General features: G+C 65.2%; 18 protein-coding genes. 12 read left to right on the forward strand and 6 right to left on the reverse strand.

Translation table 11 applies throughout. The features are described 5' to 3' along the window. Positions 1-25: 25 nt before the first annotated feature. The 3 genes from GUY23_RS01515 to GUY23_RS01525 are packed head-to-tail and all read left to right on the forward strand — an operon-like array spanning position 26 to position 4,603. Entirely contained in the window at positions 26-1,021 is a 996-nt protein-coding gene (locus GUY23_RS01515; protein ID WP_166969092.1) for an ABC transporter substrate-binding protein, read from the forward strand. A gap of 4 nt (positions 1,022-1,025) precedes the next feature. Beyond that, on the forward strand, positions 1,026-2,846 hold the full coding sequence (locus GUY23_RS01520; RefSeq protein ID WP_208085433.1) for an ABC transporter transmembrane domain-containing protein: 1,821 nt from the start codon (positions 1,026-1,028) through the stop codon (positions 2,844-2,846). Continuing rightward, complete coding sequence (locus GUY23_RS01525; protein ID WP_166969094.1) at positions 2,843-4,603, forward strand: ABC transporter ATP-binding protein; 1,761 nt, start codon at positions 2,843-2,845, stop codon at positions 4,601-4,603. The genes GUY23_RS01520 and GUY23_RS01525 overlap by 4 nt, the downstream gene beginning before the upstream one ends. Here the strand turns inward: GUY23_RS01525 and GUY23_RS01530 are convergent. The 6 genes from GUY23_RS01530 to GUY23_RS01550 all read right to left on the reverse strand — a co-directional run bounded on the left by GUY23_RS01530 (position 4,584) and on the right by GUY23_RS01550 (position 10,190). Continuing rightward, entirely contained in the window at positions 4,584-5,606 is a 1,023-nt protein-coding gene (locus GUY23_RS01530) for an aldo/keto reductase (RefSeq protein WP_228282650.1), read from the reverse strand. The genes GUY23_RS01525 and GUY23_RS01530 overlap by 20 nt on opposite strands. Further along, positions 5,584-6,021 (reverse strand): MerR family transcriptional regulator, encoded by a 438-nt coding sequence (locus tag GUY23_RS18525; protein WP_228282652.1) that lies wholly within the window; start codon positions 6,019-6,021, stop codon positions 5,584-5,586. Before GUY23_RS18525 ends, GUY23_RS01530 begins: the two co-directional genes overlap by 23 nt. Positions 6,022-6,237: 216 nt before the next feature. Further along, complete coding sequence (locus GUY23_RS01535) at positions 6,238-7,524, reverse strand: TRAP transporter large permease (protein WP_166969098.1); 1,287 nt, start codon at positions 7,522-7,524, stop codon at positions 6,238-6,240. After that, positions 7,524-8,132 carry a TRAP transporter small permease gene (locus GUY23_RS01540; protein ID WP_166969100.1) on the reverse strand — a complete coding sequence of 203 codons (609 nt, stop codon included), beginning with the start codon at positions 8,130-8,132 and terminating at the stop codon, positions 7,524-7,526. Before GUY23_RS01540 ends, GUY23_RS01535 begins: the two co-directional genes overlap by 1 nt. After that, complete coding sequence (locus GUY23_RS01545; RefSeq protein ID WP_166969102.1) at positions 8,132-9,166, reverse strand: DctP family TRAP transporter solute-binding subunit; 1,035 nt, start codon at positions 9,164-9,166, stop codon at positions 8,132-8,134. The genes GUY23_RS01540 and GUY23_RS01545 overlap by 1 nt, the downstream gene beginning before the upstream one ends. Before the next feature lie 325 nt (positions 9,167-9,491). Then, positions 9,492-10,190 carry a GntR family transcriptional regulator gene (locus tag GUY23_RS01550; protein ID WP_166969104.1) on the reverse strand — a complete coding sequence of 233 codons (699 nt, stop codon included), beginning with the start codon at positions 10,188-10,190 and terminating at the stop codon, positions 9,492-9,494. Positions 10,191-10,336: 146 nt separating this feature from the next. Between GUY23_RS01550 and GUY23_RS01555 the strand changes: the two genes are divergently transcribed. From GUY23_RS01555 to GUY23_RS01595, 9 genes are all read left to right on the forward strand, one after another. Further along, positions 10,337-11,578 (forward strand): CaiB/BaiF CoA transferase family protein, encoded by a 1,242-nt coding sequence (locus GUY23_RS01555; protein WP_166969106.1) that lies wholly within the window; start codon positions 10,337-10,339, stop codon positions 11,576-11,578. A gap of 5 nt (positions 11,579-11,583) precedes the next feature. Further along, positions 11,584-13,326, forward strand: a complete 1,743-nt coding sequence (locus tag GUY23_RS01560) for a FumA C-terminus/TtdB family hydratase beta subunit (protein WP_166969108.1) — start codon at positions 11,584-11,586, stop codon at positions 13,324-13,326. Positions 13,327-13,429: 103 nt separating this feature from the next. Continuing rightward, a complete protein-coding gene (locus GUY23_RS01565) occupies positions 13,430-14,578 on the forward strand; it encodes an acyl-CoA dehydrogenase family protein (protein WP_166969110.1) in 1,149 nt (382 codons plus the stop codon). A gap of 74 nt (positions 14,579-14,652) precedes the next feature. Beyond that, positions 14,653-15,828, forward strand: a complete 1,176-nt coding sequence (locus GUY23_RS01570; RefSeq protein WP_166969112.1) for an acyl-CoA dehydrogenase family protein — start codon at positions 14,653-14,655, stop codon at positions 15,826-15,828. Between the two features lie 117 nt (positions 15,829-15,945). Further along, complete coding sequence (locus GUY23_RS01575; RefSeq protein ID WP_166969114.1) at positions 15,946-16,806, forward strand: FAS1-like dehydratase domain-containing protein; 861 nt, start codon at positions 15,946-15,948, stop codon at positions 16,804-16,806. A 62-nt stretch (positions 16,807-16,868) separates the two neighbouring features. Continuing rightward, the gene (locus GUY23_RS01580) at positions 16,869-18,041 is read left to right on the forward strand and encodes a CoA transferase (RefSeq protein ID WP_166969116.1); all 1,173 of its coding nucleotides are present in this window, start codon (positions 16,869-16,871) and stop codon (positions 18,039-18,041) included. Between the two features lie 253 nt (positions 18,042-18,294). Next, positions 18,295-20,577: an acetate--CoA ligase family protein gene (locus GUY23_RS01585; RefSeq protein WP_166969118.1), complete on the forward strand. Its 2,283-nt coding sequence runs from the start codon at positions 18,295-18,297 to the stop codon at positions 20,575-20,577. Continuing rightward, a complete protein-coding gene (locus tag GUY23_RS01590) occupies positions 20,570-21,322 on the forward strand; it encodes an ABC transporter ATP-binding protein (RefSeq protein WP_166975436.1) in 753 nt (250 codons plus the stop codon). The genes GUY23_RS01585 and GUY23_RS01590 overlap by 8 nt, the downstream gene beginning before the upstream one ends. Further along, positions 21,322-22,032 (forward strand): ABC transporter ATP-binding protein, encoded by a 711-nt coding sequence (locus GUY23_RS01595; RefSeq protein WP_166969120.1) that lies wholly within the window; start codon positions 21,322-21,324, stop codon positions 22,030-22,032. Before GUY23_RS01590 ends, GUY23_RS01595 begins: the two co-directional genes overlap by 1 nt. Positions 22,033-22,040 lie beyond the last annotated feature (8 nt).

Raw genomic sequence — 22,040 nt, forward strand, 5'->3', positions numbered from 1 at the left:
AGACCAGAGCAATGAGGAGACACTCATGACTATCGACACGCACGTGAGACGCCGCGCCGTCGCAGCCACTGCCCTGGGCGCAGTGCTCGCTTTGAGCGCCTGCGGTTCCGGATCGGATGGGGCCGCCGAAGGAGAGTCGACCGAAGCTGCAGGCGGATTCCCCGCCTCCGTCGACACCGAATTCGGCAAGGTCACTGTCGAAGAGAAGCCAGAGACGATCGTCGTGATCGGTTCCCCACTGGACGTCGACATGCTCGATGCCCTCGGTGAACCTGCCGACGTCTACGGAGGTTGGGGACCGGAAGACTTGGCTCTGCAGACAGCTCCGTGGATCGAGGGACTCTACGATGAATACGCCGCCGACCTCATCGCTGACAGCAAGCCGTCGGCGGAAGCAGTTGCCGAGCAGGACCCGGACCTCATCATCTACTTCGGCGCCGGATCGCCTCTCGACCAATCAGGCTTCGATCAACTGACCGAGATCGCACCCACCTACGCCTATACACAGCTGCCGACCCACGAAGACGAACTCGACGCACTCGGCACGCTCACGGGTACGACTGATCAGGTCGAGAAGGTCGTCCAGGGCATCGACGATGACTTTGCCGAGGCACGTGAGACGCTCTCCGGTTTGGAGGGAAAGACCTTCTTCCAAGGCGTGACATCCCCCGATGGGATCTACTCGGTATCGGGTGCGAACCATTTCTTCAGTGAACTCGGCCTCGAGCCCTCGAAGGCCCAGCCGACCGAGGACAAGACGCAGACCCTGTCGCTCGAGCGGCTCGATGACATCGATGCCGATGTCGCCGTCATCGGCGGAGAAGACGACGCTCGCAAGGAGGTTGAGGACGACTCCCGATTCGACCGCCTGCCTGCTGTCGAGAACGACGCGATGGTCCTCGTCGGCGGCACGGAGACGTATCTGTCGATGCCCACACAGATCGGGCCCTCGAGCGTTCCCTATATCCTGGGCAAACTCGTCCCTCAGCTCGAGGATTCCACGCTCAACCAGGGAAGCTGACACCGTGAGCGGGACCGAAGACCCGGCGGGCCTGGGCCGCTACTGGCTGACTCGGTGGATGCCTGTCCTCGGTCAGGCCCCGAACCGACCGCCGGCAGTCGAACCCATCACGGTACGACCGGGGACGGGACCGACTCGCTTCCTTGTCGGAGTGCTGTTCTCGGCCAAGCGATACACGCTGCCGGCAGTGGTGCTCGGGATGCTGTGGCAGGCCGGTGAGGCCGTCGTTCCCGTGGTGATGGGGGCGGCGATCGATGAGGCGCTCGCCGAGGGGGACGTCTCCCGTCTCCTCCTGTGGATCGGGGTGCTCGCCGTGGTATTCATCGTCATCTCCTTGTCGTTTCGGTTCACAGCTCAGCTCTCCGACTTCGCCACGGAGATCGTCTCCCACCGGTTCCGGATCACCCTGTCGCGCAGGCTGCTCCACACGTCCGGCTCAACTGGGTCGGCGCCTGATGCCGGCGTGGTCTCGCTGATGACGAACGACATCATGCGCGTCGCAGGCATGCGGCTGGCTGTCTACCCGGTCGCCGAGTTCTCTGGAGTCGTCTTCATTGCGGTTGCGCTCCTGCTCATCCATTGGCTGCTGGGACTGATCGTGCTCGTCGGTGCACCGCTGACGGTCTGGCTCATGGGTGTGCTCAGCGGCCGCCTGGCTCGCGACTCCCGCGTCTACCAGACGCTGCTGGCCACGACCGTGGGACGGGCAACCGACATGGTCACCGGCTACCGCGTGATCAAGGGCATCCGCGCCGAGGCCGAGGCAACCGAACGCTACCGTGAGACCAGCCGGGAGACCCTCGACGGCGCCTTCCGCAACGTCGCCCACCTGGGACGGTTCCTCGTCGGCAGCACGACAGTCAGCGGCGCGTTCGTCGCCGGAGTCGCCGCGTTGGCAGCCTGGTTCGCCATCAAAGGGCAGATCAGCGTGGGCGGCCTCATCGCCGCCGTCGGCCTCTCCCAGGCACTGCTGCCGCCGATGCGGATGCTCGCGATGAATGCCGTGCCCGGCTGGGCGGCCGCGCACGGCTCGGGCGCCCGTATCCTCGATGCTCTCACCAGCACCGAGGCAGGGGGCCGTGGAAATGTCGAGGAACCAATCCTGGACGATCGGGACTCAGTTGCTGGTGAGATGGTGGTCCGGGATGACGGTCGGATCCCGGCCGCTGATGGGGCCGCGGGCCGGATCGACCTGAGGGTCGGGCGGCGAGAGACGGTGGCCATCGAGGCAGGGGAGACCGTGGGGATCAGCGCCGACGAGGTGTGCGCGGCGAAGATTGCCGAGGCGTTCCTCCGTCCCGGGGCGCGTAACGACGTGTCCCTGTCCATCGACGGCCTCGACCACACGAGTCCTGACTTCGAGCACCGGTGGCACGAGATGGTGATCGTCTCCCCGCACCACGCCACGCTGTTCAGCGGATCCGTGGCCGAGACGATCAGACCGCCCGATGCCGATGTTGACGAGGGACCGGGCAGACGCGACCTCGGCACAGCGGCCCTGCTCGCAGCGGCCTGCGATGACTTCATCTCCGCAGAGGAAACGGAGACACATCAGATCGGTGAGATGGCCAACCAGCTCTCGGGAGGACAGCGCCAAAGACTCGCCCTCGCCCGAGCCTATGCCACGGACGCGCCCGTGCTCGTCCTCCACGATCCGACGGCGGCGGTCGACTCCGTGACCGAGCAGGCGATCTCAGCTCGTCTGCGAGAGATCCGGCGTGGTCGCACGACGATCCTCATCGCGTCGTCGCCGGTTCTCCTCGGAGTCTGCGATCGCGTGGTCGACCTCGAAATCCCGCAGCATGAACGGACGGTGTCAGTATGAGCGGATCCGACGGAGCGCCCGTCGCTGACAGACTGCCCGTCACTGACGGACTACCAGTCGCCGACGGACGCACGACCTGGCGGACGGTGATCGCCCTCAGCCGGGGTCGGCGTCTCACACTGCTCGCGGTCGCACTCCTCGGCACCGTCTCGGCGGCGGCAGGACTCGTCCCTCCGGCGGTGATCGGCAGCCTCGTCGATCGTGTGCAGGACGGAAGTGCGGATCTGTCCTCGGTGGCGTGGGCCTTGGCGATCATGGTCCTCGCTGCTTTCCTCGGTGCCCTGGGTGCCGCGATCACCGTCGTGCTGGCGGCCCGGGCCTATCATGCGATGCTCGCCGAACTGCGCGAGAACCTCGTCCAGCAGGCGCTCGCCCTGCCGCAGGGGATGGTCGAAAGGGCCGGGACGGGTGACCTGATCTCACGGTCGAGCGACGACGTCTCCCAGATCGCCGATGCCGCACCGCAGATCATTCCGGCATTCACGACCGTGGTCTTCACGATCATCGTCACCTTTGCCGGGATGACTGCGCTCGATCCTTGGTACGGGCTCACCGTCGTCGCGGTGGTACCGGTCTACCTGTGCACGATGCGTTGGTATCTGCGTACGGGACCACGGGTGTACCGGGCGGAGCGGACGGCGATGAGCGGTCGTGCTCAGCAGATCAATGAGTCCCAGCGGGGGCATTCCACGGTTGTGGGGCTGCGCCTCGGCGAGAGTCGGCATGCTTCAGTGCTGGGTGCGTCGTGGGCTGTCGTTGAGCACTCTCTGCGGGCGAGGACGGTGCAGAACATGTTCTTCGGTCGGCTCAACATCGCCGAGTTTCTCGGGCTCGCGGCGATCCTCGTGATCGGCTTTCTGCTCAATCGTGCCGGACTGTCCAGTGTAGGTGCGGCGACTGCGGCGATGCTGCTGTTCCTCCGGCTGCTCGGGCCGATCAATCAGCTTCTCCTCGTCATCGACACCCTCCAGTCCGTATTCGCCTCCCTGGCCCGCATGGTCGGTGTCATCACAGCTGAGCCGGCCGGAGGGCATGTGCACCGGTCGCAGTCCGCGGAGGTCCGCCTCGGTGGGGTGAGCTTCAGCTATGACGGCGCCGAGGCGGTCATCAAGGATCTCGATCTGCAGATCGGTGCTGGTGAGCGAGTCGCGATCGTCGGTTCTTCGGGAGCGGGGAAGACGACTGTGGCGGCCCTCATCGCGGGCATCCATGAGCCCGGATCCGGCACGGTGAGGGCACCTGCGAACACGGCGCTGGTCACTCAGGAGGGGCACATCTTCGCCGGAACCCTGCGGCAGAACCTCACGCTGGCTGCGCCCACTGCGACGGATGCGCAGATCCGGGCTGCGCTCGGAGCCGTCGGGGCCGGTGGGCTGCTCGAACTGCTGCCTGACGGGTTGGGGTCCGCCGTCGGCCAGGCGGGCCGGGAGCTGACCTTCGCTCAGGCTCAGCAGGTGGCTCTTGCTCGCGTCATTCTCATCGACCCGGACCTTGTGATCCTCGACGAGGCGACCGCCGAGGCTGGTTCGGCCCAGGCCGAAACGCTCGACCGTGCGGCCGCGGCGGCTCTCGATGGGAGAACCGGGCTCGTCATCGCCCACCGGCTCTCACAGGCAGCTTCCTGCGATCGGATAATCGTCCTCGAGCACGGACAGGTCGTCGAGTCCGGACGGCATGAGGATCTCGCCATCGCGGGTGGGGTCTACGAGCGCTTGTGGAATGCGTGGAGCCTAGGCCTCACTCCCGACCGGAGCTGATCCACTGCGGGTTGTCCACGATGTTCCGGGTCCCCTCGACGAGGGTGCGGATCGCATCGAGGCGGCCCATGTCCTCGGCATCGAGGGTGAGGTCCAGGGCGCCGAGGTTCTCGAGGCTGCGCTCAGGCTTGCGCGACCCGGGGATCGGGACGGCGGTGACACCGAGCTGCGACGCCCGATGGAGGAGCCACGCCAGTGCGACCTGAGCGTTGGTGGCATCGTGACGCAGGGCCACCTCGGCGATGATGTCGACGATTCTTTGGTTCGTCCCCCAGGCCTCACCCATGCGTTCGGTGCCGCCGCGGAAATCGCCGGCGACCTGGTCCCTGGTCAGCGTTCCGGTGAGGAATCCGCGGCCCAGCGGGCTGTAGGGGACGAACCCGATGCCGAGTTCGGCGCAGGTGGGCACGACGTGGTCTTCGACGTCGCGCGACCACAGGCTCCACTCGGACTGGACCGCGGTGATCGGGTGCACAGCGTGAGCTCGCCGGAGTTCGTTCGCGGTGACCTCGGAGAGCCCGATGTAGCGGACCTTGCCGGCCTCGACGAGTTCGGCCATCGCGCCGACGGTCTCCTCGACGGGAACGTCGGGGTCGGGTCGGTGGAGATAGTAGAGATCGATCGACTCCACGCCGAGGCGGCCCAGCGATGCGTCGCACGCTGAGCGCGCGTACTCCGGTCGCCCATCGGTGCGTTTTCCTGCTCCGTCGGCTCCCGTGCGAACGGCGGTGATGCCGAATTTCGTGGCGAGCTGGATCTCGTCGCGGCGGGCGGCGAGGAACGGGGCGAGCATCTCCTCGTTCGTCCCGGCCGGGCCTGTGGCGCCGTCTCGGGGTTCGCCGTAGACGTCGGCCGTGTCGAGGAAGGTGATGCCGGCGTCGACGACTGTGTTGAGAGTGGCGCGAGCTGACTCGTCGGTCGTGCCGCCGTAGACGTGGGACAGTGCCATGCAGCCGAAGCCGATGGGGGAGACGGCGAGGTCACCGAGCGTGGTCGTGGTCAAGAGTGGTCTCCTTGAGGTTGGTGGGCGGACGGTGAGCCGCCGTATGTGGTGATCTTGTACTTGCGGCCAGAGCCAGTTCGAGTTGCTGGATCTGAGCGAGGATGCGTTCGCGCTGGTCGACCATGATCTGCAGGCGTTGGGACGTGGTCGTCTCACCAGCGCGGACCAGTTCGACATAGCGGCTGAGTTGGCTGATGCCCATTCCCGATGAGCGCATGCGGACGAGGAAGTCGAGTCGTTCGACGCTCTTCGGGTCAAAGGTTCGGTGTCCCGATTGCGACCGGGGCACGTCGATGAGGCCCGCGCGTTCGTAGTAGCGGGCGGTGTGGGCGGTGATGCCGAGGTGTTCGCTGACCTCGGCGATGGTGAGGTCTCGGCCGGTCGTCGGTGACGCCTCGGCGGTTTCGTGTGCCATGGAAGACAACCTACGACTGTGAGTGCACTCGAAGTCAAGAGGCGGGTGACTATCCGCAGGCGATTAATCAGTCTGAGAATTGACGTGCTGCACTGCACCAGTTGGACGGCCAGTCGGCCGCTGACAGACGAGCATGTAGGGGAAGAACGTTACGGGGCCTTGGCGCACCCATGTGGGGAGCCAAGGCCCCGTCAGCGAACTTGAGCGATCTTGACCCTACGAACCTATGAACGCCGTCGCGAAGAACGGCACGAACGTAACCAACGCGAGCGCCGCCAATAGCACCAGCGCGCTCGGGATCGCGGCCTTCGCGACACCGACGACGCTCATGCCCGACATGCCGGACGCGACGAACAGGTTGAGTCCCAACGGCGGTGTGATCATGCCGATCTCGAGGTTCATCACGACGATGATGCCGAAGTGGATCGGATCGATTCCCAGCTCCACCGCGATCGGCAACAGGATCGGGGCGAGGATGAGGATCGCCGAGGACGTTTCCATCACACAGCCGACGAACAACAGCAGGATGTTGACGAGGATGAGGAACTGCCACGGCTGCAGGTCCCATTCGGTGATCGTCGACGAGATCTGACCAGGGATCCGTTCGCTGGCGAGCACGAAGGTGAAGAGGATGCCGTTGGCGATGATGAACATGACCATCGCCGAGGTCTTCACCGACGCGAGCGTGACCTCCCACAGCTGCGAGATCTTGATCTCGCGGTAGATGAGCAGCGACACGACCAGCGAATAGGCGACGGCCACGGCAGCAGCCTCGGTGGGGGTGAACCATCCGGAGTAGATTCCGCCGAGGACGAGGAACGGCAGCGCGAGTGCGAGGATCGCATCCCGGAAGGCCTTGAGCTTGTCCTTGTTCGACATCCGGAACCCGACCCCGGCGTGACCGTAGCCCTTCCTCCAGGCGGCGAAGACCGCCATGCCCAACAGCATCACACCGGCGAGGATGCCCGGCAGGATACCGGCCAAGAAGAGGTCGCCGATGTTCTGCTCGGTGGCGATGCCGAAGACGATGAGCGGAATCGACGGCGGAATGAGGATGCCCAACGACCCCGAGGTGGCGACGAGTCCCGTGGAGAATTCCTTCGGGTACCCGTTCTTCACCATGGCCGGGATCATCAGCGCACCGACCGCGACAACCGTGGCTGGCGAGGACCCGGAGACTGCGGCGAAGAACATGCACGCGAGCACCGTGGTGATCGCCATGCCGCCGCGCAGGTGCCCGACCATGGCCGCACCGAAGTCGGTCAGCCGTCTCGAGATCCCGCCGCGGGACATGATGTTCGCGGCAAGGATGAAGAACGGGATCGCCATGAGCGGGAACGAGTTGAGCGCATTGAACAGCCGTTCCGAGACCTGAGTCATCGGGATGAGCGTAAAGTAATAGAAGTAGACGAGGCTGGTCAGACCCAAGGCGACCGCGATCGGCGCCGAGGTGACGAGCAAGGCGATGAGGACGACGATGAGGACGACAGTGGCTTCGAACATCAGCGATCGCCTCCCTTCTCGTCGGTCTCACCATCGCCGAGGCGGTCGCCCCCGTCATCGACGATCGCGAGGTCCTCAACATCGATGCCGACGGCGGCAGCCTCCTCGGCGAGGACATCCTTGTCGAGTTCCGTCGCTGGAGTGCGCAGGGCGCGGATCGTCATCTCGACGGCGCGGATGAAGAACAGCGTCATGCCCACGGCCAGCGAGAGTTCGACGACCCACAGCGGCAGCTTGAGCGCCGGGGTGATCGTCGTCCGCGAGAACGGTTCGGTGATGAGCGCCCACGATAGGTAGGCGATGAAGCCCGCGTAGACCAGAGTGGCGAGTCCGCCGAGGACGACGAAGAACTTCTTCGCCTTGCCCTTGAGCAGAGCAGGCATGATGTCGACGGCCACATGCTCGTTGTGGCGCAGGGTGACCACCGCGCCGAAGAACGTCGAGAATATGATGAGGTAGATGACCGCCTCTTCGGACCAGAAGAGGACGTCACCGGTGATATTGCGCAGAAGCACGGCGAAGACCGCCAAGGCGGTGGCCGCGATGAGGCAGCCGCCGGCGAGGACGTTCTCGAGCCGACTGAGGTACTTGTCGATGGTCTTCATCATCAGCCCCTCTTCTCGTTGCGTTCGAGGAGCTCGTCGACGACCTCGGGACCGATGACGTCGCGGTACTTCTCGTATTCGGACGGCACGACCATGTCCTTGAAGGCTTGGCGTTCCTCCTTGCTCGGGATGACGATTTCCGTGCCGCCGGATTCCTGGATGGTCTTCTTCGACTCTTCGTTGACCTTCTGAGCTTCCTTGCGGTTGAACTCGCTGGCCTCATCGGCGGCCTCGTCGACTGCGGTCTGCAGGTCGTCCGGCAGTTCGTCGTACCAGCGCTTGTTCACCGTGAGGATGTAGCCGATATACCCGTGATCGAGTTCCGTCACATACTTCTGGACGGTGTGCATGTTCTGCGACTGGATGTTCGAGTAGGTGTTCTCGCCTCCGTCGATGAGTCCCTGCTGCAGCCCGCTGTAGACCTCGGCGAACGCGAGCGGAGTCGGAATCCCACCCCAAGTCTCGAACTGGGTGCGCAGCACGTCCGAGGGCTGAATGCGGTACTTTTTGCCCTTCATATCCGCAGGTGCCAGCGTCTTGTTGTTCGAGTGAATCTGCTTCATGCCCGAGTCCCACAGACCGAGGACCTTGAGCCCGTTCTCCTCGAGATCGGGGTTCGCGTAGATGGCCTTCCCGATCTCGGTATCGGGACTGGCGACCTCGGGGATCTCGTCGGGGTCGTCGAAGATGAACGGCAGATCGAGAACCTGCAGGCTCGGTGCGATCGTCGTGAACTTCGCGCTCGCCGGGGCCAAGACCTGGACGGCGTTGGACTGGATGGCCTGCATCTCGTCCTTATCGCCGTAGAGCTCCGAGTTCGGGAACACCTCGACCTCGATGCGGCCGCCGGACCTCTTCTCGACCTGTTCGGCGAAGAAGTCGGCGGCCAGTCCCTTCGGTGTGCCCACCGAGGTGACATGGGCGAAGCGCAGTTCGAATTTCTGTTTGTCTCCGCTGCGGGCGGGATTGCATCCGCTCAGCAGCAGGAGGCTTATCGAGAGGCCCGCGATGAGCGGCTTCCACCTCGGTCGTCTCATTGACGTCATCGTCAGCTCCAGTCTGGTTGGCCAGGGGCGATGCCGATCGGGAGTGTGCGGACGAGCCCACACGTGAGAACAGCGGTCATTGCTGTGTGGAAAGCTCGTGCCGAGTCAGGTTCTCGATCGACCGTTCACGAGCCTAGAGGACTTTTCGCCGATTTCCAATATGATCGGAGAAAGAATGCATTATTTGTCGGCTGAGGAGTTCCCGGGTGGGTTCGTTGACGAGTTTGCAGGCGACTGCCTGGGCGCGAATAGCTGAAACTCGTGGAGGGGAGGCGCCTTCAGTTCGCGTCGACGTGCTCGGTCCGTGCCGGAGCAGTCAGTCCGTGTCGAAGTCGAAGGGGTCGGAGACTGCCCGACCGGTCGTCGACTCGGCCAGGCGAAGGAAGCCGTTCGTGATGTGATCGCCGAGGTGGCGCGCTGCCGCGTCCGGATCGACGTCGCGGACAGCGTCGACGATCGACTGATGTTCGGCATGCACCTGGTCGAGTCTCTCGGGGCTGTCGAGGGTGAGGTCCCACGGGAACGCCCGCCAGCGTGCAGCGATGTCGTCGCGCAGCGCGGGCATTCCGCAGCGGTCGTAGAAGAAGAAGTGGAACTCCTCGTTGCGGGTGTTGCGTCCCAGCGAATCACCGTCGGCGCTGGCCTTGTCAAGCGCCTCGAGCAGGCGCTCAGCCTGGCGCAGCTCGTGTCGGGAGATCCGCGTGGTGGCGCGGGCGATGGCAAAGGTCTCGGTGAGCTTTCGGGTGACGAAGAGGGACTTGAGGCGGTCGACGTCGACGCCGGCAACCCGCACGCCGCGGTGCGCTTCGGAGGTGACGAGCCCCTCGGCTTCGAGGATCCGCAGAGCCTCGCGGACTGGGGTGATGGAGGCATTGAACCAGTCGGCGACCTGATCCTGTCGCAGCCGTTCGCCGCGGTCGAGCTCGCGAGAGAGGATCTTTCGGCGCAGGCCGAGGACGATGACGTCCCGCTTGGTCGATGCCGACTCCTGATCCACCCAATGCCTTTCGTTCATACGTCACCCTCTGTTGGGGTGTCAGTTTCATGTCTCGGTGGTCCCAGTCTACAGGCTCAGGCATCAGCTGAGACCAGAGAATGCATTATCTGTGAAGAGATGTATGATGTGGATGTCAACGTTTCATGCCTCGTCGTGGAGGGCCGATGGCCACTGCTGCACCGACGTCCGTACCGAGCCCCGAGGGCCAGGGCGACGCGACCGCCTCGAACCTGCCGCTGTCCGGCATCACTGTCATCAGCTGCGAACAGGCAGTCGCCGCCCCCTTCGCCTCACGCCAGCTTGCCGATCTCGGAGCCCGGGTAATCAAGATCGAACGCCCAGGCGTCGGCGACTTCGCCCGCGGATACGACACGACGGTCAAGGGGCTCTCGAGCCATTTCGTATGGATCAACCGAAACAAGGAGAGCCTGGCGCTCGACCTCAAGAGCCCCGACGGGCTCAAAATCCTCCACGATCTCATCGCCTCTGCGGATGTGTTCATCCAGAACTTCGCTCCCGGCGCGGCAGAGAGACTCGGCCTCGGTGCCGACGAGCTCCGTTCGATCAACCCTCGGCTGATCCATGCGTCGATCTCCGGATACGGAACGGACGGGCCGTACAAAGACGCCAAGGCATACGATGCGCTTGTGCAGGCCGAGGCAGGACTGGTCTCCGTGACCGGAACAGAGGAGTTCCCCGCGAAGACGGGAATTTCGACGGCAGATATCGCCGCGGGAATGTACACGTACTCCGGCATCCTCACCGCTCTGTACAACCGCGAGCGCACGGGCGAAGGAGCCACCTTGTCGACGAGCCTCTTCGACTCCCTCGTCGAATGGATGGGCTACCCTCTCTACTTCACCCGCTATGGCGGCACTCGCCCCACTCGCGCCGGCACCTCCCATGCCGCCATCGCCCCCTACGGTGCTTTCACCTGCGGCGATGGCACTCAGATCATGCTCGCGATCCAGAACGAACGCGAATGGAAACGCTTCGCCAGTCAGGTTCTCGACCGTCCCGATATGGTCACCGACGAACGCTTCGACCGTGCCGCTCACCGCTACGCCCACCGACACGAACTCCAAGAGATCATCGAGCGAGCCTTTTCCGCGCTCACCGGTGAGGCCTGCGACGCTCTGCTCGAACAGGCAGTAGTCGCCCACTCGAGGCAGCGCGATATGAGCGAGATCGCCGACCACCCGCAGCTGACCGAACGCCACCGCTGGCACGAGGTCGAGACGCCCGCAGGTCCGATCTCCATGCTCGCGCCCCCGGTCGAGATGTCCGGGGTAGGCCCACGGATGGACCCGATCCCGGCAGTGGGACAGAACTCGGAGCCCATCCTCGGCGAGCTGGGAATGGATGCCGAGGCGATCGGCGAACTGCGCAATAACGGGGTGATCTGACGACGATGAATGACGAACCCGCACAACCGACCGACGGCGGGGCCGCCTCGGCGGGGGCCGACGACTTCGCCTATTCACCTCTGCTTCCCACCGAAGGCGAAGGCCCGCGGATGCGCCGGCTAGACATCGGGGGAGTGGACACGACGGCTGCCGAGGTGGCAGGCGTGTCGCGTGCGTTCCTTACGGTGGCACCGGAGACTCTGTCCGACCTCGCCGAGGTCGCCTTCAAGGAGATCTCGCACTACCTGCGCACCGACCACCTGGCCGGCCTGCGCGCGATCATCGACGATCCGGAAGCCAGCGACAACGACGTCTTCGTCGCCCTCGACCTGCTGCAGAATGCCGCAGTCTCGGCCGGGGAGATCCTGCCGATGTGTCAGGACACGGGCACGGCGATCGTCTCGGGCAAGCGCGGCCCGAACGTGCTCACCGACGGTGACGATGCCAGGTATCTGTCCCGCGGAATCGGCCGTGCCTATGAGGAGCTCAACCTCCGGTACTCGCAACTGGCACCGACGAGCCTGTTCGAAGAATCCAACACCGGCACCAACCTGCCCGCCCAGATCGAGGTGGCACTGAGCCCGGCCGATGACTACGAGCTGCTGTTCATGGCCAAGGGAGGAGGCAGTGCGAATAAGTCCTTCCTCTATCAGGAAACGAAGGTCGTACTCAACGAGTCGGCGATGCTCGACTTCCTCGCCGAGAAGATCTCCACCCTCGGCACAGCGGCCTGCCCTCCCTACCATCTGGCCGTCGTCATCGGCGGGCCGTCGGCGGAATTCACGCTCAAGACCGCGAAGCTTGCCAGCGCCCACTATCTCGATGGCCTGCCGGATACCGGAGACGCCGAGTTTGGCCACGGATTCCGGGACCGGGAATTCGAGCAGACCGTCTTCGAGCTCACGCAGAACCTCGGATTCGGTGCTCAGTTCGGCGGCAAGTACTTCTGCCACGACGTCCGGGTGGTCCGGCTGCCCCGGCACAACGGGTCCCTGCCGATCGCAATCGCCGTGAGCTGCTCGGCCGACCGACAGATCATCGCCCGGATCAACGCCGACGGTGTATTCATCGAGGAGCTCGAACACGATCCGGCGAAGTTCCTGCCCGCGATGGGCCGGGTCGAGGAGATCGAATCCGGCAATGTCACCGCCATCGACCTCGACCGACCAATGCCGAGTCTGCAGGCACAGCTGTCCGAACTGTCCGTCGGTGACCGAGTGTCGCTGTCGGGAACGGTCATCGTCGCCCGCGACATCGTGCATGCGGTGCTGCGGGACCGCCTCGGCGCGGGTGGGGAGCTTCCCGAGTATTTCAAGGATCATCCCATCTACTATGCTGGGCCGGCGAAGACGCCCGAAGGGATGCCTTCGGGGTCCTTCGGGCCGACCACCTCGTCGCGGATGGACACCTATGTGCGGCAGTTCCAAGAGGCAGGTGGGTCGCTCATCATGCTCGGCAAGGGAAACCGGTCTGCGCAGGTGAAGAACTCGTGCGCCGAGTTCGGCGGCTTCTATCTCGGTTCGATCGGTGGACCGGCAGCCCGGTTGGCGCAGGACTGCATCACCGAGGTGGACGTTCTCGATATGGAAGAGCTCGGGATGGAAGCCGTGTGGCGGATCCGGGTCGAGGACTTCCCAGCGTTCATCATCACCGACGACAAGGGCAATGACTTCTTCGACAGCACCGGGCCGCCGACGCTCGGCCTCGGCCGGACTCGCACGGTCCGCGACGGCACCCGATTGGACTGAGCCGATCGACCACTGATCGGGCGACGGGCGGGCAGGGCCACTTCGGCGAGGAACCGATGGCACACAGACGAACACAGCGCACCAAGGAACAGAGGATTTCACCATGGCAGTGAGCAATGAAGAGCAGATGATGATCGATCTGGTCGCCGAATTCATCGACGAACAGGTCAAACCATCCGTCAACAAGGTCGAGCACGCGAACGAATATCCCGAAGCGTGGATCCAGGCGATGAAGGATATGGGCATCTATGGGCTCGCGATCGACGAGCCGTGGGGGATGGGCAAGGTCTCGACGGAGGCGTACGCGCTCATCACTCAGGAGCTCGCGCGCGGGTGGATGTCTCTGGCCGGTGCCATGGGCGGGCACACCGTCGTCGCGAAGCTCATCCAGGAATACGGCACTGACGAGCAGAAGGATCAGTACCTGCCGCGGATGGCCACCGGTGAGCTGCGAGCGACGATGGCGCTGACCGAACCCGGCGGCGGTTCTGACCTCCAAGCCATGCGCACCACTGCGACGAAAGACGGCGAGGACTACGTCATCAACGGGTCGAAGACGTGGATCACGAACGCCCGGAAGTCCGATCTCATCGCGCTGCTGTGCAAGACCGACCCCGAGGCGGAGCCCCGGCATAAGGGCATCTCGATCATCCTCGTGGAGAAGGGGGAGGGTTTCACGGTCTCCCAGGATCTGTCGAAGCTCGGTTACAAGGGTGTCGAGACCTGCGAACTGTCCTTCGACGGTCTGAGGCAGCCGCAGTCGCAGCTGCTCGGAGAGGCTGAGGGGGTCGGGTTCAAGCAGATGATGAAGGGACTCGAGATCGGTCGCATCCAGGTCGCGTCCCGGTCGCTCGGCGTCGCGCAGGCGGCCCTCGATGATGCGGTGAAGTACTCGCAGGAACGCGAGTCGATGGGCAAGCCGATCTGGAAGCATCAGTCGGTGGGCAGCAAGCTCGCCATGATGGCCACGAAGCTCGAGGCTGCTCGGCAGCTCGTTCTCTACGCCGCTCGCACTTATGACTCGGGTGCGAGGGTCGATATGGAGGCCGGAATGGCGAAGCTCTACGCCTCGGAGATGGCCGCCGAGGTGGCCCTCGACGCCATCCGTGTCCATGGCGGTTACGGATATTCCACCGAGTACGACGTCGAGCGCTATTACCGTGACGCCCCGCTGATGATCGTCGGTGAGGGCACGAACGAGATCCAGATGAACGTCATCGCCAAGCAGCTCATCGGCCGGAACAGGGCCTGAGCGGCCTCCGGCTTTACTCGCCGGCCTAACCCGCCTCGGCCCAGCCGACCACGAACTCCACTCGAGGAGAAGAAATGACCCACAAACCCCGTCCGCGTCCGGACACTCCGCACATGATGACCGAGGAGCGCCTCGAGATCCAGGCGCTCGCCCGCGAATTCGCCCACGACGTCGTTCTGCCGATCGCCAATGAGCTCGATCCGGTCGAGGGACAGTTCCCCGACTCGATGGTCAAGCAGATGGCGGAGATGGGGTTCTTCGGCATTCTCATCCCCGAAGAGTACGGGGGTCTGGGGCTCGGCGTGTTCGAGTACTGCGTCGTCGCCGAGGAACTCTCCCGTGCCTGGATGTCGGTGGCCGGCCTGCTCGCCCGCGGCAACGGGATGGGCGGCGGGTTCTCTCCCGAGCAGGAGGCTCGTCTGCTGCCGAAGGTCGCTGCCGGTGAGTACCTCGGCGCGTTCGCCCTCTCCGAGGCCGAGGCCGGGTCCGATGTCGCGAACCTGCGGTGCAAGGCCGAACGCAATGCCGACGGTGATTGGGTCATCAACGGGACGAAGATGTGGTGCACGTATGCCGATCAGGCCGATTACATCATCCTCTTCGCCCGCACCTCGGTCGAGGAGAAGCGGCATCGGGGGATCTCGGTGTTCCTCGTCGAGAAGGAACGCGGCACCTTCCCCGAAGGCATTTCCGGGGCACCGGCGAAGAAGATCGGCTACCACGGGTGGAAGACCTGGGAACTGTCGTTCGACAACTTCGTCCTCCCGGCTGATTCTCTGCTCGGCGAAGAAGGCCGTGGGTTCTATCAGGCGGTCTCCGGTCTCGAGGTGGGGCGTGCGCATACGGCGGCACGGTCGATCGGTCTGGCCCAGGCGGCACTCGAGGACTCGGTGAAGTACCTGAAGGAACGGGAACAGTTCGGGCACCCGCTCGCGGACTTCCAACATCTGCGGTTCAAGGTCGCGGACATGGCCGCGCAGATCGAGGCGTGCCGGCAGCTGATGTATCACGTGTGCACGCAGATCGACTCCGGTCGCCGCTGTGACAAGGAAGCGGCGATGGTGAAGTACCTGGCCGGAGAGATGAGTGAGAAGGTCACCTCGGAGGCTCTGCAGATCCACGGTGGTGCCGGGTACACGAAGGACTTCGCCGTCGAACGCTACTGGCGGGATGCGCGCCTCACGAAGATCTTCGAGGGCTCGTCTGAGATCCAGATGCGCATCATCTCCGACGAACTCCTAGGCCGCTGAATTGCTACCCGACGGCGGCGCAACAACGTGGCGCGAGGGTGCTGGGCCGCCGTCGGGTAGCAAATGGGACCAACAACCAGGCTGGCAATGACCACTACCGTAAGGATGATGACGACGATGAGTGAATCTCTGGATCTGCAGGACTGGGTGGGTCGGACGGCGACCCTGACCGAGACCGCCGACGGCCAGCGGGCCGCACGCCTGGCCACCCTGCTCGGCCACGACGGCGACGCGCAGGCACCGCTGTTCCCACTCGGGCATTGGCTGCACTTCTCCGAAGACGATGTGCCAAGGAGCGAACTCGGTGTCGACGGGCATGCGGCCCTCGGCGGGTTCATGCCGCCCGTGCCGCTGCCCAGGCGGATGTGGGCGAGCAGCCAGCTGGAATTCCACACCCCGATCCTGCCCGGGCAGAACATTGAGCGGACGACGACGATCGAATCGATCACGGAGAAGACCGGCAGCACCGGACCCCTGTGCTTCGTCGTCCTCCGCCACGACGTCTCCGCCGATGGCCACCTGGCGACGACGGATCGGCACACGATCGTCTACCGTCAAGCCACCTCGGCGCCAGCCGGGTCGGCAGCGAAACCGCCACGGGCGGACTCTCCGGTCCCCGACGGTTGGGAATGGTCCGAGTCCGTGCGACCGGACGAGGTCATGCTGTTCCGGTACTCGGCGTTGACGTTCAACTCCCACCGCATCCACTACGACCACCCCTACGTCACCAAGGTCGAAGGCTACCCGGGCCTGGTCACGCACGGCCCGCTGACAGCGACCCTGCTGTTGGACGCGTTCATCACCATCCACCCCGAGGCGACGATGACCGAATATGACTTCAGAGCGAAGTCACCCCTATTCGCCGGCGAGCAGATCCACCTCGTCGGCCGGGCGACCGAGCCCGGGAAGCATGAGCTTCAGGCGATTGCCCCGGATGGGACGACCGCGATCGCGGCGACCGTGACGACCACGGTCTGATCATGCCCGCACCGTTGTCATCGACTCACGTCCCTCATCATCGACAGATTGGTTGAGCACCCATGTCAGATCCTCGCCCCGCACCCCTGTCCGGCCTCAAAGTCGTCGAGATCTCTGCGTTCATCGCTGCACCCCTCGGTGGGATGACCCTGGCACAGCTCGGGGCCGACGTCATCCGCATCGACCCGATCGGCGGGAACATCGACGCGAACCGGTGGCCGATCAGCGACGACGGCACGAGCATCTACTGGGCGTCCCTGAACAAGGGGAAACGCTCGGTCACTCTCGACCTCAAGTCTGAGGAGGGTCAGAAGATCGCGACCGATCTCATCGCCGAGGCGGGAACGCTGATCACGAATCTGCCCGCCCGTGGGTGGCTGAGCTACGAGAACCTCGTCGCCCATCGTGAGGATCTGGTCATGCTGCGCCTGGGCGGGTGGCACGACGGGTCGCCGGCAGTGGACTACACGGTCAATGCCGCCAGCGGTTTCCCGATCATCACCGGTGATGACGAGAAGCCGGTGAACAATGCGCTGCCGGCCTGGGATGTCGCGGCCGGGCTCTATATCGCCAACGGGATCATGGCCGCCGAGCTGGATCGGCGCGCATCGGGGAATGGGCAGGAGATCACCCTGGCCCTGTCGGATGTCATGCTCGCGACCGTCGGCAACCTCGGCTACATCGCCGAGGTCCAGGCGACCGGGAAGACGCGTGGACCCTTGGGCAATGGGCTCTACGGTGCCTACGGTCAGTCGTTCGCGACCTCGGACGACCGGCAGATCATGGTCGCGGTGATCTCGAACAAGCATTGGCGCGGCCTGGGCAAGGCGACGGGGCTGAGCGAGAAACTCGAGATGATCGGGCCCCTGTTGGAGGTGGATCTGACGACTGAGGGCGGCCGGTTCGAGGCTCGGGAGGCCATCGATGCGGTGGTGCGGCCGTGGTTCGCAAAGCACACCGCCGCCGAGGCGGAAGTCGCGCTCAAGGAGGCCGGTGTGTTGGTCGGCGGCTTCCAGACGTTCGAGGAGCTCGTGACCTCCGATCCCCGGTGTTCGTTGGAGAATCCGCTGCTGACCGAGATCGACCAGCCCGGTGTGGGGCGGGTGCTGGCCCCACGCGTGCCGCTGCGCTTCGCCGGGTCACCGGTCGCGGATGCCGTGGCTGCACCGCAGCTGGGCGGGGACACCGAGGCCGTGCTCAAGGACGTGCTGGGACGCACGCCGGATAACGAATAGTCACACTCTCAATGAAGAAGGCAGTGTGCCCGGCAGGCAGCGCACCGCCATGAAGTGACCCTGGAAGATCAGGCATTCGCGGCAGCGGTGGTGGCTCCCATTGGTGCGCATGGCCAAGAGTCTCACAATCTGATTAACGCCTATTGACTTTTGGATTGATCAAACACTAGCGTGAAAGAGCAGTGAGCCGCTCCCGCGGCATCGCATCCGCGTTGCGAAGAGGCACGCCGGACCGAAAGGAACCAGCTGCTCCATGTTTGCTGATCTCGAACTGCTTGTCCGCCCCCGTTCCGTCGGAGTCGTCGGTGCCTCGGAGGACCGGGGGAAAGGGCCGGGACGCATCATTCCCCTGCTCGAGGCCTCGGGCTTCACCGGGAGCATCCACCCGGTCAACCCGAAGTACACTCGCGTGAACGATCGACCATGTTTTCCCACTGTCGGGGACCTGCCCGAGACCGTCGACCTCGTCGTCATCATGGTCCCGGCGGAGGCCGTGGTCGCGGCGGTGGCCGACAGCGCCGCGCACGGGGTGAAGTTCGCGATCATCATGTCCTCCGGGTTCTCCGAATTCGGCGAAGCCGGCACCCGGATGCAGGACGAGATCACCAGGATCGCTCGAACGTCTGGGATGCGCATCTACGGCCCGAACTGCCCAGGCCTGCTCAACTTCATCGATGGCCTGCCGATCTCCTTCTCCCCGCGCCTCAACCAGGAGGCCTGGAATCCGGGCCGCGTCGCCGTCATCACCCAAGGCGGGGCGATGGGGAGAGCGGTCATCGACTCGATGGAGACGCACGGAACCCCGAAGCTCAACTATTGGTTCTCGCCCGGCAACGAGGCCGACCTGCAGGCCGCGGACTTCCTCGGCTGGCTCGCCGACGACGAACACACGGACATCATCGTCCTCATCATGGAGAGCTTCCGTGACGGCCGCCGCTTCATGGAGGCCGCCCGCCGGGCCCGCGCCGCCGGCAAGGTCGTCGCCCTGCTCAAGATCGGACGCTCCGATGAGGGTCGGCGCGCGGCGGCCACCCACACGGCCGCCGTGGCCGGATCCGACCGTGCCGTCGACGCCGCCCTGGGGCAGTGCGGCGTCATCCGCGTCGACGACCTCGACGAACTCATCGATGTCGCTCGGATCATCGAACGATACGGGGTCACGTCGCTGGAGAACATCGGAGTGTGCAGCCTCTCCGGCGGATCCGCGGCCCTGCTGGCCGACATATGCGGGCAGCAGGGACTGAGCCTCGAACGCCCGACCGAGGAGACGGTGCAGGCCATGGCCCGGATCCTCCCGGCACTCGCCGCCGTCGGCAACCCCGTCGACCTCACCACCGGCATCTTCAGCAGCCCCGAACTCGTCGAAGAGGCGATGCGCCTGTTCCTCGACGACGAGCGCATCGACGCCGCGATCATGCCCTTCCCTTATCACCTGGGAGCGATCAACGAGGTGATGGCCGAGAAGCTCGTCATCATCGCCGCGGAGACGACCAAGCCGATCATCGCCGTCGGCATGTCCGAGGCCGTCCTCGACAGCGCCGCCGCCCGCATCCTCCGGGCGGCCGAGATCCCGTTCATCCACGCGCCGACGAAGACCGTGACCGCCGTCGAACGCTGCCGCAGGCTCGCCCGCGAACGAGCTCGCATCGCGACCGAACCGCTGCCCGCCGAGGCGGCTCCGACCGGTCCGTCCCGCATCGGCACCGCTCCCGCCGAGCCTGCCGTGCAGACCGCGGCCCCGACCGGCACCGCACTGTTCCCTCCGGCGAAGACCGGTGCCCTGAGCGAAGAGGAGAGCGAGGCCATCCTCAGCCGGGCCGGCGTGCCGTTCCCCGCCTCCCGCATCGTCGACACCCTCGACGAAGCCGAAGCCGCCGCCTCGGCGCTGGGCTATCCGGTCGTGCTCAAAGCCGCCACCGAGCTCATCGCGCACAAGTCCGATGCCGGTCTCGTGCGCACCGACATCGTCGATCCGAGCAGCCTCGCCGCCGCTTTCGCCGAGATCCGCGACAATCACCGCCGGGCCACCGGCGCCGAGCACGTCCCGATCAAGGTCGTCGAGCGCCTCGACGGCGGTGCGGAGGTGATGTGCGGCATCGTCATGGACCCGGCCTTCGGGCCGGTCGTCAGCGTCGGCCTGGGCGGCATCTTTGCAGAACTGCTCGGCGACTCCGCGCTGCGGGTGTGCCCCATCGACGAGGCCGAGGCCGCCATGATGATCGACGAAACCGCGGCCGGGGCCGTCCTCGACGGAGCTCGCGGCCGGCCGAAGCTCGCCAAGGCCGCCTTGGCCGCGCTCGTCAGCGAGCTCAGCCGCTTCGCCGTGGCCGAGGCCGACCGGCTCGCCGGCATCGACCTCAACCCCGTGCTCGTGCGCGACGATGAAGCGATCGCCCTCGACGCCCTCATCATCGCGGCCGAAGCGCCGACATCCGCACCGAACGAAACCGCAGAGCCCACCCGGCAGACCCGCCCATCGGGCACTCAGCCGTCCGGCGACGGAGCCGGACCGATCAGAGAGATGAGCCATGACTGAGGACGCAGCAACGACGACGGTGGAGCGCGGCGAGCCCCTGCTCGAGATCGAACACATCGCCAAGAGCTACAGCGGCCTCAAGGCCCTCGACGACGTCACCTTCAGCGTCAGCCGCGGCGAGATCGCCGCCCTCATCGGCCCCAACGGCGCCGGGAAGACGACGATGTTCGACATCATCACCGGCTTCACCCGCCCCGATCGCGGACGAGTCGTCTTCGCCGGCGACGACATCACCCGCACCGCCCCGCACCGGCTGGCCTCCCGCGGACTCGTCCGCAGCTTCCAGACGGCGAAGATGTTCCCCTCGATGACCGTCGAGGAGATCGTCCTCACCGCCTCCATGCTCAAGAACGACCGGAAGACGGCGAAGGGCAAGGTCGAGAAGATCCTCACCGACATCGAGCTCACCGCGAAGGCCCGCAGCTACGCATCCGAGCTGTCCCTGCCCGACCGGCAGATGGTCGAACTGAGCAAGTGCGTCGCCCTCGAACCCACGATGATCCTCCTCGACGAGATCATGGGCGGGCTCAACCGGGCTGAGGCGGAGACCCCCATCGCCGCCATCCGCACCCTGCGCGACCAGGGTCTGACCTTCCTCCTCGTCGAACACGTGATGCCGATCGTCATGTCCCTGTGCGAGCACATCGCCGTCCTCGACTTCGGCCGCTGCATCGCCACGGGCACCCCGCAGCAGATCGCGGTCGACCCTGACGTGCAGCGCTCGTACCTGGGAGGTACCGCCTGATGCTGCTCTCGGTTGCCGATCTCGCCTCCGGCTACGGCCGGCAGGACATCATCAACGGCGTCTCCTTCGACCTCAGCGAGAAGGACTTCTCCTGCCTCCTCGGCTCGAACAACTCCGGCAAGTCGACGATGATCAACACCCTCTCCGGTCTCATCCGCGCCCGGGCCGGGACGATCGAGTTCTGCGGGGAGGACATCTCCCGCCTGCGCCCGAACGAGCGAGTGCGTCGCGGACTCGTCCAGATCCCCGAAGGCCGCCAGCTGTTCCCGGAGATGACCGTCTTCGAGAACATCATCATGGGCGGCAACGGGGACCGGCGCAGTCCCGGCTACGACCGCAGCCTCCTCGACGATGTCTTCGACCTGTTCCCGAACCTGCGGGACCGATCCCAGCAGCGGGCGGGCTCCCTGTCCGGCGGCGAACAGCAGATGGTGGCCATCGGCCGCGGCATGATGAGTCGACCCACCCTGCTCATGCTCGACGAACCCTCACTCGGCCTGGCGCCGATGGCCGTCGAGTCGATCTTCGAGACCCTCTCCCAGCTCAACGACTCGGGAGTCTCGATCCTCCTCGTCGAACAGAACCTCCACGTCTCCCTCCAGCACGCCCGGTACGCCTACGTGCTCGAACGCGGAGAGATCGTCGTCCGCGGCACCGCCGAGGAGATCGCCGGAGACGACAATGCCCGCAAAGCCTATCTGGGGATGTGACGGACCAT

Origin of the sequence: Brevibacterium atlanticum (assembly GCF_011617245.1) — a bacterium.
Taxonomy (GTDB): domain Bacteria; phylum Actinomycetota; class Actinomycetes; order Actinomycetales; family Brevibacteriaceae; genus Brevibacterium; species Brevibacterium atlanticum.

Bases quoted from the DNA above. Each gene is read 5' to 3' on its own strand.
- GUY23_RS01515 (WP_166969092.1), top strand. From the start codon at position 26: ATGACTATCGACACGCACGTGAGACGCCGCGCCGTCGCAGCCACTGCC.
- GUY23_RS01525 (WP_166969094.1), top strand. From the start codon at position 2,843: ATGAGCGGATCCGACGGAGCGCCCGTCGCTGACAGACTGCCCGTCACT.
- GUY23_RS18525 (WP_228282652.1), bottom strand. From the start codon at position 6,021: ATGGCACACGAAACCGCCGAGGCGTCACCGACGACCGGCCGAGACCTC.
- GUY23_RS01535 (WP_166969098.1), bottom strand. From the start codon at position 7,524: ATGTTCGAAGCCACTGTCGTCCTCATCGTCGTCCTCATCGCCTTGCTC.
- GUY23_RS01540 (WP_166969100.1), bottom strand. From the start codon at position 8,132: ATGATGAAGACCATCGACAAGTACCTCAGTCGGCTCGAGAACGTCCTC.
- GUY23_RS01545 (WP_166969102.1), bottom strand. From the start codon at position 9,166: ATGAGACGACCGAGGTGGAAGCCGCTCATCGCGGGCCTCTCGATAAGC.
- GUY23_RS01550 (WP_166969104.1), bottom strand. From the start codon at position 10,190: ATGAACGAAAGGCATTGGGTGGATCAGGAGTCGGCATCGACCAAGCGG.
- GUY23_RS01555 (WP_166969106.1), top strand. From the start codon at position 10,337: ATGGCCACTGCTGCACCGACGTCCGTACCGAGCCCCGAGGGCCAGGGC.
- GUY23_RS01560 (WP_166969108.1), top strand. From the start codon at position 11,584: ATGAATGACGAACCCGCACAACCGACCGACGGCGGGGCCGCCTCGGCG.
- GUY23_RS01565 (WP_166969110.1), top strand. From the start codon at position 13,430: ATGGCAGTGAGCAATGAAGAGCAGATGATGATCGATCTGGTCGCCGAA.
- GUY23_RS01570 (WP_166969112.1), top strand. From the start codon at position 14,653: ATGACCCACAAACCCCGTCCGCGTCCGGACACTCCGCACATGATGACC.
- GUY23_RS01575 (WP_166969114.1), top strand. From the start codon at position 15,946: ATGAGTGAATCTCTGGATCTGCAGGACTGGGTGGGTCGGACGGCGACC.
- GUY23_RS01580 (WP_166969116.1), top strand. From the start codon at position 16,869: ATGTCAGATCCTCGCCCCGCACCCCTGTCCGGCCTCAAAGTCGTCGAG.
- GUY23_RS01585 (WP_166969118.1), top strand. From the start codon at position 18,295: ATGTTTGCTGATCTCGAACTGCTTGTCCGCCCCCGTTCCGTCGGAGTC.
- GUY23_RS01590 (WP_166975436.1), top strand. From the start codon at position 20,570: ATGACTGAGGACGCAGCAACGACGACGGTGGAGCGCGGCGAGCCCCTG.
- GUY23_RS01595 (WP_166969120.1), top strand. From the start codon at position 21,322: ATGCTGCTCTCGGTTGCCGATCTCGCCTCCGGCTACGGCCGGCAGGAC.